We start from the raw sequence: 12,920 nt of genomic DNA, 5'->3' as shown, positions 1-12,920 counted from the left end.
GCAGGTGCGCCATGACCAGGAACCTCGACGACTACAACCGCATGCGCGATTTCTCGGCGACCTCGGAGCCCGCCGCGGTCAAGCGTCGTGGCCGCAGCAAGGCCACTGAGCATGCGCTGCAGTTCTGCATCCAGAAGCACGACGCTTCGCACCTGCATTACGACTTTCGCCTCGAACTCGATGGTGCGCTGAAGAGCTGGGCGGTGCCCAAGGGGCCGTCGCTCGATCCGAAGGTCAAGCGCCTGGCGGTGCATGTCGAAGACCATCCGCTGGATTACGCGACGTTCGAGGGCAGCATTCCCGAAGGGCATTACGGCGCCGGCGATGTGATTGTCTGGGATCGTGGCGTGTGGATTCCGCAGGAGGATCCGGCCAAGGCTTACGCCAAGGGCAAACTCAAGTTCGAGCTGCAGGGCGAAAAGCTCTCCGGGATCTGGAATCTGGTGCGCACGCACATGCCGGGCAAGAAGGAGAACTGGTTTCTGATCAAACATCAGGACAGCGCCGCGCGCCCGCAAGACGATTACGACGTGCTCAGCGCCGAGCCGGACAGCGTGCTGAGCGAACGCACCCTGATCAGCAAACCCAAGCTCGCCGCCGAGCAAGCCAAGCCAGTGAAGAAGTCCCCGGCCAAACCGCGCAAGGCGGCGTCCGGGACGCTGACCGGTGCGCGCAAGGCCAAACTGCCGGCGCAGCTCAAACCGGAACTGGCGACTCTGGTCGACAGCGCACCCGAAGGGCAGTGGAGCTACGAGATCAAGTTCGACGGCTACCGGATCATGGCGCGCATCGATCACGACCAGGTGCAACTGTTCACCCGCAACGGCCACGACTGGACGCACAAACTGCCGCAACAGGCGCAAGCCTTGGCTGCGCTGGGGCTGGAATCGGCATGGCTGGATGGCGAAATGGTGGTCGCCAATGAACACGGTGTACCGGACTTCCAGGCGCTGCAAAATGCCTTCGAAGCCGGGCGCAGCGCCAGCATCCTGTACTACCTGTTCGACATGCCGTACCTCAACGGTGTCGACCTGCGCGAAGTGCCGGTCGAGGAGCGCCGCGCGGCGTTGTCTACGGTACTCGGCGGGCTTGAGCAGCCGTTGCTGCGCTTCTCCGAAGCTTTCGATGAAACGGCGGACGCACTGCTCAACAGTGCCTGCCAGATGCAGATGGAAGGGTTGATCGGCAAACGTCTCGGCTCGCCTTACGTGTCGCGGCGCAGCAGTGACTGGATCAAGCTCAAGTGCAAGCATCGGCAGGAATTCGTGGTCGTCGGCTATACCGATCCGAAAGGCGCGCGCAGTGCCTTCGGCGCCTTGCTGCTGGGCCTGCATGATCGCGACAGTGGCGAGTTGCGCTATGCCGGTAAGGTCGGCACCGGTTTCAATGAAATTACATTGAAGAGCATCCTCGCCCAGCTCAAGCCGTTGCAGGTGAAGAAGGCTGCGGTGGTCAATCCGCCGAGCGGCTTCGACGCCAAAGGCGTGCACTGGCTCAAACCCAATCTGCTGGCAGAAGTGGCGTTCGCCGAAATGACCAAGGATGGCTCGGTACGCCACGCCGTGTTCCATGGTCTGCGCAATGACAAACCGGCCAGGTCGATTACCGAGGAGCGCGCGAAACCCGTGAAGACTTCAGCGAAAGCCACCCCGTCGAAAAAAACTGCCTCGTCGAAGAAAGCTGCAGAATCAAAGAAAGCTGCTGAGCCGAAGAAAGCCGAACCGGCGCCGTCCCAGCTGGGGCTGGCCAGCGGCAAAGTGCGCATCACTCACCCCGATCGGGTGATCGATGCGGTCAGCGGCACCACCAAGATGCAACTGGCCGAGTATTACGCCAGCGTCGCCGAGTGGATTCTGCCGCAGCTCAAGGATCGCCCGGTTGCGCTGGTGCGGGCGCCGGACGGCATTGCCGGCGAACTGTTCTTTCAGAAAAACGCCGAGCGCCTGGCGATTCCCGGCATCACCACACTGGACAAGGACGTCACCGGGCAACCGGTGATGCTGATCAACAATGCCGAAGCACTGATCGGCGCGGTGCAGATGAGCACGGTCGAGCTGCACACCTGGAACGCCACCACCGTCGATCTGGACAAGCCTGATCGCTTCGTCCTCGACCTCGACCCGGATCCCGCCCTGCCGTGGAAAAGCATGGTCGAAGCCACTGCGCTGACCCTCACCGTGCTGGATGAACTCGGGCTCAAGGCGTTTCTCAAGACCAGCGGCGGCAAGGGCATTCACCTGGTGGTGCCGTTGACCCGCAAACATGGCTGGGATGAAGTCAAAGATTTCAGCCATGCGATCGTCAGCCACATGGCGAATTTGTTGCCGGAACGCTTTTCAGCGGTGTCCGGGCCGAAAAATCGTGTCGGTCGGATCTTCATCGACTACCTGCGCAACGGTCTGGGCGCCACCACCATTTGTGCCTACGCCGCGCGAACCCGCGAGGGACTGCCGGTGTCGGTACCGCTGTTTCGCGAAGAAGTGGGGGAGATCAAGGGTGGCAATCAGTGGAATATCAGCAATGTCCATGAGCGTCTGAACGAAGTCGGCGATGAGCCGTGGGCCGACCTGAAGAAAACCCGCCAGAGCATCACCGCCGAGATGCGCAAGCGGGTTGGCATGAAAAAATGATCAGGTGTCGCGCAGCAAGTCGTGAGCGTTGAGCAGCTCGAAAGCGATTTCGGGGCGGTTGTTCAGGCCTCGGCGAATGGCCGCCGGAATTGACTTGCGGGTCTTGCGGCACAGTCCCGGCAGCGCCTCGATCTGAATCTCGATGCCGAGCATGCTGCGCACTTCATGAAAGCCCGGGGAGATTTCCACCCGCAGGCCCAACTGTTCGTGCATGCGCTGTTGCAGATGCCGCAAGTCCGCAAGGTCTTTGAGTTGTTCCAGTCGTGCGAGGAGGATTTTTTCCTGCTCGCGGGTCAGGCGCAGAATGCGCAGATCCGTGCCCGGCGTTTCCAGCAACGCGTCGCGCCCGCAATCGCAGGCGCCGGGCGGGCAGGGTGAGCGCAAAGGCGCAGGAGGCGCAAGAGTTGTCATGGCCTCCATCATAGAGGCCGTCAGACGGTTTTGCCTATGCGCCCTCAGCTGCCGTCCATCGGCCGCTGCATCCCTGGCAACTACTGATTCAGGCCTTCGTAATGCACCAGAATCGCGTTGGCGAGGTCTTCATCGCTGGCATTGAGGCCGGGGTTGTCGTGCCGCACCTGTTGCAGTACCGACTCAAGATAAACCCCACGGATGGCCCCGCCGCTGGCGACGAACGCTGACAGGTCGTCGCGCGCCGGGATCACCATTTTGTGATCCTTGAAGGTCGAGTACAGCGACGCGGAAACGCCCGCCGAGGTGGCGACGTCTCCGGCATCGACACGGGCCAGCGCCGAGCCGACAGGGAGGCAGAGCAGGAGAGAAGAAATGAGCACTAACTTGCGCATGACGATGTTCCTCCACAAGCGCGAAGCAAAAAGGAAGGACTACATAATCTCAGAGGTGCGACCTTTGCCGGAGTTCCGTTCGAACGTGTGGATACTTGCTGAAACGCTCTGAAGCGGCACATCTGCACAAATAAGCTTAACTGAAATCCTGAAAGGCGCATTCGGCGCGCCTCAGGGGAGGAACCCACCGTGTCGATCAAATTGCGTTTGCTGCTGCTGATTGCCACCAGTCTGTTGACGGCGCTGATCGTGAGTCTGGTCAGCTATGTGGGGAATACGCGCATGTCCGCAGCGGTGAACGACAACGCGGTGAGCATGACCGCGCTGCGCAATCACATGGAAGCCGACATGATGCACGACGCGCTGCGGGCCGACGTGTATTCGGCGATGCTCGTGGGCCTGGGCAAAAGTACCGGCACGGCCGCAGAGGTGCGGGACTCGATCAACGAGCACGCCACGCATTTTCGCGAAGTGCTGGATGAAAACCTCAAATTGCCGGTCAACCCGACGATCAAGTCTGCGCTGGAACACGTCAAGCCCAGCCTGGATACCTACATCGCGGCGGCCGAACGCATCGTCAGCCTGGCACTGGACAACCCGGACAGCGCGCAACGGGAACTGGGCACGTTCAATGCGGCCTTCAGTCAGCTCGAAGAGCAGATGGCGGCCCTCAGCGAACTGATCGAAAGCAACACCCGTGACACCAGCCAGGCCACTGAAAGCGCTATTCGCAACGCCAACATCGCCCTCGGCGCAGTATTGCTGGCCAGCCTGCTGCTGTTATTGGCGCAAGGGCGCTGGGTGACCCGCAGCATCATGGGGCCGCTGAAATCCGCTAACCAGATCGCGCAAAGCATTGCCCACGGCAACCTCAGCGAACTGATCAGCGAGCCGACCGGCAAGGACGAGGCCAGTACGCTGATCCGCAGTCTGGCGACCATGCAGCGCGACCTGCGCAATATGATCGACGTCGTTCGGCGCAACGCCCATGGGGTCAGCGGCATGAGCGAGCAGTTGAGCCACGGCTGCCATCAGGTCGCTGACAGCAGTCAACAGCAAAGCGCCGCGGCCGGCACCATGGCCGCCGCCGCGAGCCAGATGACCGCCAGCATCGAGGAAATCACCCGTCATGCCGAGCGCGCGCTGGGCATGGCCAATCAGGCCGAGTCGCTGGCCAAGAGCGGCGGACAGGTGATCCATCAGGTGGTCAGCGACATGGACGACATCGCCCGCTCGGCGCAACAGTCGGCGCAGGTGATCCGTACGCTGGATCAGGAATCCGAAGGCATCTTCAACATCATTCAGGTGATCAAGAGCATCGCCGACCAGACCAACCTGCTGGCACTCAACGCCGCCATCGAGGCAGCGCGGGCCGGCGAGCAGGGCAGGGGCTTTGCCGTGGTTGCCGACGAAGTGCGCAGCCTGGCGGCACGCACCAGTGCCTCAACCCAGGAAATCGCCGCGATGGTTGCACGGATCCAAAACAGCACCCGGGAGGCGGTCAGCAGCATGGAGGCCGGCGTGGCCCAAGTCGACAAGGGCATGGCGGTCACGGCTGAAGTCGAACGGGCGATTCGCGAAATCCTCGACGCCACCCTCAGCACCACGCAACTGGTCAACGACATCACCCGCACCATCGGCGAGCAAAGCCAGGCCAGCAACGAAATCGCTCATCAGGTGGAAATGATCGCCGGGATGTCCGAGGGCAACAGCAAAGTGATCGGGCAGACGGCCAATACCACCGATGAACTGTCGAGTCTGGCGGGGGCGTTGGCGTTGTCGGTGGATCGGTTTCGGTTGTAGTGCCGCCATCGCGAGAGCAGCCCATTCCCTGTAGGAGTGAGCCTGCTCGCGATGGAGCCTGCCCAGCCACCACAGGTTTCTGAATCATGTTCAGCCCAAACCGGCCGATAACGCCCAGAGCGGAAAAAGACTCTCAAGTCGGGAACAGACGCGCGGGTTTGCCCTGACGTGATATTCTTCGCGCCAACTTGGTTTGACCTTATTCGGTTTGCCTGCCTTTGGGGCGGGCTGACGGAATCCCTGTCGCTCAAGTAGCTGAAGCCAATAATGATAAGAAGTCAGTTCAGAAGGGACATTAACTGAGGTCGATGCGGTACGTCGGCCTTGTGTGCCCACCCGTCAAAATTGAAGTGTGCTGGAATCTGCGACGCGAGCCTGAGCGTCATCAAAGCGGATCGCATACAGATAACAGCGGCGGGCGGAAGGCGTTTTATCATAGGTGCAACGGATGTTTAAGAAAGTGAACACAGCCTTGCTCGGGCTGGCTTTGGCGATGGGGATGTCGTCCGCCAATGCTGCAGAAGCAAAGAAAGTCGACGTTCTGCTGATCGGCGGCGGCATCATGAGCACCACCCTGGGTGTGTGGATCAATGAGCTGGAGCCAAGCTGGTCGATGGAAATGGTCGAGCGCCTCGACGGCGTCGCCCTGGAAAGCTCCAACGGCTGGAACAACGCCGGTACCGGTCACTCCGCCCTGGCTGAGCTGAACTACACCCCGGAAGACGACAAAGGCAACGTGACGATCCCGAAAGCGGTCGAGATCAACGAAGCGTTCCAGGTGTCCCGTCAGTTCTGGGCCTGGCAGGTTCAGCAAGGCGTTCTGAAGAACCCTCGCTCGTTCATCAACACCACGCCGCACATGAGCTTCGTGTGGGGCGATGACAACATCAAGTTCCTGAAAAAGCGCTACGAAGCCCTGCAAGCGAGCCCGCTGTTCGCCGGCATGCAGTACTCCGAAGACCCGGCTGTGATCAAGAAGTGGGTCCCGCTGATGATGGAAGGGCGTGACCCGAACCAGAAAATCGCGGCCACCTGGAGCCCGCTGGGTACCGACATGAACTTCGGCGAAATCACCCGCCAGTTCGCCGGTTACCTGCAGACCAAGCCTAACTTCGACCTGAAGCTGTCGAGTGAAGTCGAAGACATCACCAAGAACGCCGACGGCACCTGGCGCGTCAGCTACAAAAACCTGAAAGACGGCACCAAGACCGAAACCGACGCCAAGTTCGTGTTCATCGGCGCTGGTGGCGGCGCTCTGCACCTGCTGCAGAAGTCGGGCATTCCTGAAGCCAAGGAATACGCTGGCTTCCCGGTCGGCGGCTCGTTCCTGGTGACCGATAACCCGGCCATCGCCGAGCAGCACCTGGCCAAGGCCTACGGTAAAGCTTCGGTTGGCGCACCGCCGATGTCGGTTCCGCACCTGGACACCCGTGTTCTGGACGGCAAGCGCGTCATCCTGTTTGGCCCATTCGCGACCTTCAGCACCAAGTTCCTCAAAGAAGGCTCGTACCTGGACCTGCTGACCAGCACCACCACCCACAACATCTGGCCAATGACCAAGGTCGGCATCAAGGAATACCCGCTGGTCGAGTACCTGGCCGGTCAACTGATGCTGTCGGATGAAGACCGTCTGAACGCGCTGAAGGAATACTTCCCGAACGCCAAAGCCGAAGACTGGCGCCTGTGGCAAGCCGGCCAGCGCGTGCAAATCATCAAGCGTGATGAAGCCGCTGGCGGCGTGCTGAAACTGGGCACCGAAATCGTTGCTGCACAAGACGGCTCCATCGCCGGCCTGCTGGGCGCATCGCCAGGCGCGTCGACCGCTGCACCGATCATGCTGAGCGTGCTGCAGAAAGTCTTCAAAGACAAAGTCGCCACCCCTGAGTGGCAGGCCAAGCTGCACCAGATCGTGCCAAGCTACGGCACTCAGCTGAACAACGATCCGGCAAAAGTGGCACAAGAGTGGGCGTACACCGCCAAGATCCTCGAACTGCCAACACCTCCGGTGATCGGTCAGGCTGCTGCCCCGGCTGCACCTGCAGCTGAAAAAGCTGAAGCACCGAAGGAAAATGCTGCACGTGACATGGCTCTGTAACTAGTCGCCAGATACGCAAAAGCCCACTGAACCGGTAACGGTCAGTGGGCTTTTTTTGTGGCGCCTGATCCTACTTTGGTTTCGCGCTTGCCAGATACGCACCAAGCCGCCGCCCCATCTCTTCGCCGAGAGCCTGCAACCCGCTCAACGGCCGCACCATCACCTCGAACTCGACAATCTTCCCGCTCTCATCAAAGCGAATCATGTCGATCCCCTTCAACTCCTTGGTCCCGACCTTGGCGCTGAACTCCAAAACGACATTCAAACCATCGGCAGTCGCCAGTTCACGGTGGTATTTGAAATCTTCAAACACGTCGAACACGGTGTTGAGGATCATCGTCACCACTGGCGCGCCGGGGTAAGGCGAGTGGGCCATGGGCGAGCGGAACACGGCATTGGCATCGAGCAGTTCGGGCAAGGCCTTGAGATTGCCGGTGCGGATCATCTCGTGCCAGTGCTTTAGGGATTCGGCGGCGTTGGGGTGCAGGTTCAGTTCGGACATTGACCACTCCTGGGATTGTTATTGTTCTGCGCGCGACGGCAATCACTCTAGTTCAAAGCGGCGGATCACGAACCGTTGTGTGCCGATCTGAATACCAGATCATGTCCGAAGCGGATCAGATTGGCATCTGATCTGTATTTTTCTGTTGGATCTGCCTCTGTAACCGGCTCAGTCAGGCGCTCAGAATAGCCCGGCAATTCGGTCACCCGCGGCAGCCCTTCATCCCGAAGCGCCCGGTGCACCGCAAGCTCAACATTAAGGAGAGCAGCATGAACAAGATGGCGATTTTCCTCGGTGGGTTTCTGACGTTGACCATTCTGATCGGAATGCTTGCGACGATTTCTCCGGTCTGAACCCCGGTCGTTTTACACCAGACTCCAGCGCCCTTTTTGTCGAAGGGCGCAACTGTTTCTACTGCGCTGTAACTTCTCGCATCACACCGAACTGGACTGAACCGGGAGGCGGCGCAAGCGATTGAGGTGTCTGTACCGGCCTCTTCGCGAGCAAGCCCGCTCCCACATGGATTTGTGAACAACACAGATCCATGTGGGAGCGGGCTTGCTCGCGAAGAGGCCAGTAGCGTCACTGAAAAGCTCTCAAGCGAATCAAGGCGCCCCGAACACCATCGTCCAGTAAACCCCCTCATCACTGCGCGCCTCACTGGCGAACCCGGCACCGACCTGAGTGAACATCGGGTTCATCAGGTTGGCGCAATGGCCGGGGCTGGCCAGCCATCCGGCCATCGCCTTGCCCGGTGAACTCTGGCCGGCGGCGATATTCTCGCCGATCTGCCGACCTCGATAACCCGCCGCCCGCGCGCGATCTGCCGGCATATCGCCGTCCGGGTCGCGGTGGGCGAAATAGTTGCCGTACGCCATGGCTTTGCTGTGCCCTTGTGCGGCGGCGCCCAGCGCCGGGTTCCAGCTCAGGGGGCGGGCGGCGGCAAAGCGTTGGCGCCCGCACATCCGGGGGCGTGCCCGAGCGGCGTTGACTTCGGCGAGCAAGGCCTTGCCGACGCTGCGGTTGTCGCCGACACGACTGTCGAGCACCGGTTGCGCCAGCACCACTTGCCATTCACCACGGGAGCGGCTGACGCCGATGTCGGCGTACTGATCGTCGAGCAGTGCGCTGCAGTGGCTGTCTTGTAACTGCTCAAAGGCTTCCTCGGCATCCCCGGCCCCAATGATGCGGATACTGCGTACCGCCACCGCCGAATACCCCGAAGATTTCAATCTCTCGCGCAAGCCACCGCCATAGCCATAGCCGATCGGCAACGCCAGATTCGATTTCAGCGCCAGTGGCGCCAGGCGCTGGGCCGGGCGGCGGTCGCAGCGTTGCGGATGGGCGCGATAGTCGTTGATCGCGGCCACGAGTTGCCGCTCTTCGCTGGCGTGGGAGGTCTCGGTGAACAGTGGGGCAAGGATCAGCAGGCACAGCGAAACGAAGCGTGATGAGCGAACGACATGGCGCATGGGACGGCAGACTCAGGGAAAAGGACAGTGCTGAAGTGGGCAGCCGCGGAATACGGCGCCACTAGGACTGGGCTTTTTGCACTTGGTTCATGCTGGCCATCTGGCTTTTTTGGTGGGTGATGAAGGGGAGGGCGATCCTTGGATTTTGTGTTGTTCGCACTGGCGCCTTCGCGAGCAAGCCCGCTCCCACAGGGGATTGCATTATCAAGGTGGGAGCGAGCCTGCTCGCGAAGGGGCCAGTTCAGCCAACGCAATAATCGGCTATCAGCGATTGAGCACTTCCTGCATCCACTGCAGATACTGCACCCGCTCGGAAATCGAGTTGTGCCCCGAATCCGGCACCACCCGCAGCGTCGCCACGCCTGTGGGGAAATGCGCCAGCAGCCGCTGCGTGCTGTCACGTGGAATCACTTCGTCATCGCTGGCCGCCAGCAGCAGGGTCGGCACTTGAATGTGTGCGGCGTAGCGGCCCGACTCGAAGCGATCCTTGAGCAACCATCTGACCGGAAACCACGGGTATTGGCGGATGGCAATTTCTTCGAGGCTATTGTACGGCGTCACCAGAATCAATCTGGTCGCCGGACGCTGACTCGCCAGCCGCACCGCCACCCCCGATCCCAGGCTGCGGCCGATCACGGCAATCTGCGGATGGCTGGCGTACACCTGATCAAACAGCGCCAGCGCATCTTCGGCAATCGCTTCTTCCGAAGGTGAGCCGCCGCTGCCACCGAAGCCCCGGTAGTTCAGCAAAAACACCGCGTAGTCGGGAAAAGCCTCGCTGAACGACGGCAGATTGCGCGACACATCTTCGGCATTGCCGCCAAAGTAGATCAGCGCTTTTGGCCCGGCATGCGCGCGCGTGGTCACCCACACATCGGCCTCCGGCATCGCCAGTTTAAGCCGCGAATCTTCCGTAGTCACGGCGTTGTCAGGCTGGGGGAAATAGATCAGCGAGCGCTGAAAAATGAACAGCGCTCCGCACAGCAACAGATAGAGGGCGATGAGCAAGGCGACGAGTGACATCAGTTTTCTGGACATTCGGCTAACTTTAACGGGGCGCGGGTGTTCGCAGTCGCAGTGTAGTCCAGCGAATCGGGCCGGCAGCCGTCGCACACAACGTGCAACAGATTCACGCAGCAGGGGAACCCGCATGAGCCACACTGAGGGTTGTTCCCGGCGCCGCTTGCTCACGCTGGCTGCCGGGGTTTCGGCGGTCCTGACCTTTGACCGGGCGTTGGCCACTGCCATCACTCCGACTGCCACTTCGCCGAGCCAGGCAGGAGACCAGACCATGCAGACCCGCGCCATCCCTTCCAGCTCCGAGCTGTTGCCCATAGTGGGCGTGGGCACTTATCGCGGCTTTGACGTTGCCCCCGGCGATCCGGCTTATAAGCTATTGCCAGCAGTGCTCGACGAGCTGTTCAAAAAGGGTGGCACGTTGATCGACAGCTCGCCGATGTACGGCCGCGCCGAGCAAACCACTGGCGAGCTGCTATCGATTCACGAACCGCGTTCACCCGCGTTTCTGGCGACCAAGGTCTGGACCCGCGGGCGCAAGGAAGGTATCGCGCAGATGGAGGAATCCTTCCGTCTGCTGCGCACCGAACGCATCGACCTGATGCAGATCCACAATCTGCTGGACTGGCAGAGCCATCTGCCAATCCTGCGCGAATGGAAAGAACAGGGGCGCATTCGCTACATCGGCATCACCCATTACACGCCGTCGGCCTACGATGAAGTCGAAGCAGTGCTCAAGGCCGAACAACTGGATTTTTTGCAAATCAACTACGCCCTCGATGACCGTGGCGTGGAGAAACGCATTCTGCCGCTGTGCCGTGAACGCGGGGTGGCGGTGATCTGCAATCGGCCTTTTGGCGGCGGCGGGTTGCTCGCCCGTCTCAAGGTCAAGCCGTTGCCGGCCTGGGTCTCGGACGTGCAGGTCAACAGCTGGCCGCAACTGGCGTTGAAGTTTTTGCTGTCGCACCCGGCGGTGACTTGCGTGATTCCCGGCACCGGCAATCCGCGCTACATGGCCGACAACGCTGGCGCCGGATTCGGGCCGATGCTCACCGATGCGCAGCGGCATCAGTTGATTGCGCTGCTGGGGTAGGCGGTCAACCGCGATACCGCAACGCCTCCACCAACAGCGCAAACGCCGGCGCAGCCTGCCGTCGGCTCGGGTAGTACAGGTGGTAACCGGCAAACGTCGGGCACCAGTCTGCCAGCACTTGCACCAGACGCCCGTCGGCCAGATACGGCGCGACGATGTTTTCCGGAATGTAGCTGAGGCCGAAACCGTCGACTGCGGCGTCGAGTAGCGGGTAGACGCCATTCAGCGTGACTTGCCCGGACACTCGTACCTTGAGGCTTTCGTCACCCTTCTCGAATTCCCAGGTGTACAGCCCGCCGTTGGTGGGCAGACGCAGGTTGTTGCAGGCGTGGTCAGTCAAGTCTCTTGGTGTTTGCGGGCGTGCACGGTTGGCGAAATAGGCCGGCGAGCCGACCACCGCCATGCGCATGTCCGGGCCGATGCGGGTGGCGATCATGCCTTGGGCCACGTCTTCGCCCAGCCGAATGCCGGCGTCGAAGCCTTGTCCGGCGATGTCGACGAAACCGTAATCGCAGATCACCTCGACGGCGATGTCCGGGTACTGGGGCAGGAATTCCTTGAGCACCGGGCGCAGCAGCCAGTTCAGCGAATGGTCGGTGGCGCTGATGCGGATCCGGCCGGCCGGGGTTTCGCGCAGGTTGCTCAGGGCCGCCAGTTCCTGTTCGATCTCTTCGAAGCGCGGGCCGATGGTCTGCAGCAAATGTTCGCCGGCCTCGGTCGGGGAGACGCTGCGCGTGGTGCGGGTCAGCAGGCGCAGGCCCAGACGCGCTTCAAGGGCGCGAATGGTATGACTGAGCGCCGATTGCGAAACGCCGAGTCTGGCCGCGGCTTTGGTGAAACTGCGCTCGCGGGCCACGGCGAGGAAGGCGAGCAGGTCACTGGCGTTTTCTCGAAGCATTGATGAGTGTCCTGCATAAGTTTTTTCGAATTCTAGTCGATTATCTGAACAGTCCGGCTCGGTAAAGTGCGGCTATTGATCACCGGAGACCATCGCCATGAACCCGATTGCCGCTTCTGCACTGACCCTGTCCTTAATTGCGGGTGAGGCCCAGGCCAACGAATCCCCGCGCGTCATTGTTACTCCCAACGGCTCGCAACCCTCGGCCCAAGGCCCGGCAGACTGGTTCACCGGCACTGTGCGTGTTGACGCGCCGTTCAAGGGCAGCGATGCCGCGCGTGTCAGCGGCGCAACGGTGACCTTCGAGCCCGGCGCACGTACGGCGTGGCATACCCATCCGTTGGGTCAGACGCTGATCGTCACCGCCGGTTCAGGTTTTGTGCAGGAGTGGGGTCAGCCGGTTCGGCAGATCCGCCCTGGCGATACGGTGTGGATTGCGCCGGAGGTGAAGCACTGGCATGGCGCCGGGCCGACCACGGCGATGACGCACATTGCGATTACCGAGGTGCTGGAGGGTGAAGTGGTGGAGTGGATGGAGCAGGTGAGTGCTGAGCAGTATTTGCGATCCGAGTGACGCGGTTCCCTCACCCCAGCCCTCTCCCGG

11 protein-coding genes are annotated in these 12,920 nt (G+C 61.2%); 5 read left to right on the top strand and 6 right to left on the bottom strand.

Annotated elements, in window-relative coordinates; translation table 11 throughout:
* The first annotated feature begins 11 nt into the window (after positions 1 to 11).
* Positions 12 to 2,630, top strand: coding sequence for a DNA ligase D (gene ligD / locus V3W27_RS15295; RefSeq protein WP_330206967.1), 2,619 nt, complete (start codon positions 12 to 14; stop codon positions 2,628 to 2,630).
* On the opposite strand, the gene V3W27_RS15290 is transcribed toward ligD, so the two are convergent.
* Together V3W27_RS15290 and V3W27_RS15285 are read right to left on the bottom strand one after the other, a co-directional pair.
* The gene (locus V3W27_RS15290; RefSeq protein ID WP_103367694.1) at positions 2,631 to 3,053 is read right to left on the bottom strand and encodes a hypothetical protein; all 423 of its coding nucleotides are present in this window, start codon (positions 3,051 to 3,053) and stop codon (positions 2,631 to 2,633) included.
* A 68-nt stretch (positions 3,054 to 3,121) separates the two neighbouring features.
* A complete protein-coding gene (locus V3W27_RS15285) occupies positions 3,122 to 3,436 on the bottom strand; it encodes a DUF2388 domain-containing protein (protein ID WP_007962425.1) in 315 nt (104 codons plus the stop codon).
* Between the two features lie 189 nt (positions 3,437 to 3,625).
* Here V3W27_RS15285 and V3W27_RS15280 point away from each other — a divergent pair, with 189 nt between their 5' ends.
* Both V3W27_RS15280 and mqo read left to right on the top strand, forming a co-directional pair.
* Positions 3,626 to 5,239, top strand: a complete 1,614-nt coding sequence (locus V3W27_RS15280; protein ID WP_330206966.1) for a methyl-accepting chemotaxis protein — start codon at positions 3,626 to 3,628, stop codon at positions 5,237 to 5,239.
* 448 nt (positions 5,240 to 5,687) lie between these two features.
* On the top strand, positions 5,688 to 7,334 hold the full coding sequence (gene mqo / locus V3W27_RS15275; RefSeq protein ID WP_007962427.1) for a malate dehydrogenase (quinone): 1,647 nt from the start codon (positions 5,688 to 5,690) through the stop codon (positions 7,332 to 7,334).
* Positions 7,335 to 7,404: 70 nt separating this feature from the next.
* Here mqo and V3W27_RS15270 read toward each other — a convergent pair whose 3' ends face one another.
* From V3W27_RS15270 to V3W27_RS15260, 3 genes are all read right to left on the bottom strand, one after another.
* Positions 7,405 to 7,836: a nuclear transport factor 2 family protein gene (locus V3W27_RS15270; protein WP_247268826.1), complete on the bottom strand. Its 432-nt coding sequence runs from the start codon at positions 7,834 to 7,836 to the stop codon at positions 7,405 to 7,407.
* 605 nt (positions 7,837 to 8,441) lie between these two features.
* Positions 8,442 to 9,308, bottom strand: coding sequence for a CAP domain-containing protein (locus V3W27_RS15265; RefSeq protein ID WP_330206965.1), 867 nt, complete (start codon positions 9,306 to 9,308; stop codon positions 8,442 to 8,444).
* A 264-nt stretch (positions 9,309 to 9,572) separates the two neighbouring features.
* On the bottom strand, positions 9,573 to 10,346 hold the full coding sequence (locus V3W27_RS15260) for an alpha/beta hydrolase (RefSeq protein ID WP_330206964.1): 774 nt from the start codon (positions 10,344 to 10,346) through the stop codon (positions 9,573 to 9,575).
* 112 nt (positions 10,347 to 10,458) lie between these two features.
* On the opposite strand from V3W27_RS15260, the gene V3W27_RS15255 reads away from it, so the two are divergent.
* Positions 10,459 to 11,418 (top strand): aldo/keto reductase, encoded by a 960-nt coding sequence (locus V3W27_RS15255; RefSeq protein WP_190953435.1) that lies wholly within the window; start codon positions 10,459 to 10,461, stop codon positions 11,416 to 11,418.
* Positions 11,419 to 11,422: 4 nt separating this feature from the next.
* On the opposite strand, the gene V3W27_RS15250 is transcribed toward V3W27_RS15255, so the two are convergent.
* Positions 11,423 to 12,316 (bottom strand): LysR family transcriptional regulator, encoded by an 894-nt coding sequence (locus tag V3W27_RS15250; protein WP_096796479.1) that lies wholly within the window; start codon positions 12,314 to 12,316, stop codon positions 11,423 to 11,425.
* A gap of 97 nt (positions 12,317 to 12,413) precedes the next feature.
* On the opposite strand from V3W27_RS15250, the gene V3W27_RS15245 reads away from it, so the two are divergent.
* Positions 12,414 to 12,890, top strand: a complete 477-nt coding sequence (locus tag V3W27_RS15245; protein ID WP_330206963.1) for a (R)-mandelonitrile lyase — start codon at positions 12,414 to 12,416, stop codon at positions 12,888 to 12,890.
* Positions 12,891 to 12,920 lie beyond the last annotated feature (30 nt).

The organism is Pseudomonas sp. AM14(2022) (assembly GCF_036346455.1).
In the GTDB taxonomy this organism is placed as follows: Bacteria; Pseudomonadota; Gammaproteobacteria; order Pseudomonadales; family Pseudomonadaceae; genus Aquipseudomonas; species Aquipseudomonas putida_A.
The sequence above is the reverse complement of the archived record's forward strand: the minus strand, read 5'-3'. Positions and strand labels throughout refer to the sequence as shown.

Bases quoted from the DNA above. Each gene is read 5' to 3' on its own strand.
- ligD (WP_330206967.1), top strand. From the start codon at position 12: ATGACCAGGAACCTCGACGACTACAACCGCATGCGCGATTTCTCGGCG.
- V3W27_RS15290 (WP_103367694.1), bottom strand. From the start codon at position 3,053: ATGATGGAGGCCATGACAACTCTTGCGCCTCCTGCGCCTTTGCGCTCA.
- V3W27_RS15285 (WP_007962425.1), bottom strand. From the start codon at position 3,436: ATGCGCAAGTTAGTGCTCATTTCTTCTCTCCTGCTCTGCCTCCCTGTC.
- mqo (WP_007962427.1), top strand. From the start codon at position 5,688: ATGTTTAAGAAAGTGAACACAGCCTTGCTCGGGCTGGCTTTGGCGATG.
- V3W27_RS15270 (WP_247268826.1), bottom strand. From the start codon at position 7,836: ATGTCCGAACTGAACCTGCACCCCAACGCCGCCGAATCCCTAAAGCAC.
- V3W27_RS15265 (WP_330206965.1), bottom strand. From the start codon at position 9,308: ATGCGCCATGTCGTTCGCTCATCACGCTTCGTTTCGCTGTGCCTGCTG.
- V3W27_RS15260 (WP_330206964.1), bottom strand. From the start codon at position 10,346: ATGTCCAGAAAACTGATGTCACTCGTCGCCTTGCTCATCGCCCTCTAT.
- V3W27_RS15255 (WP_190953435.1), top strand. From the start codon at position 10,459: ATGAGCCACACTGAGGGTTGTTCCCGGCGCCGCTTGCTCACGCTGGCT.
- V3W27_RS15250 (WP_096796479.1), bottom strand. From the start codon at position 12,316: ATGCTTCGAGAAAACGCCAGTGACCTGCTCGCCTTCCTCGCCGTGGCC.
- V3W27_RS15245 (WP_330206963.1), top strand. From the start codon at position 12,414: ATGAACCCGATTGCCGCTTCTGCACTGACCCTGTCCTTAATTGCGGGT.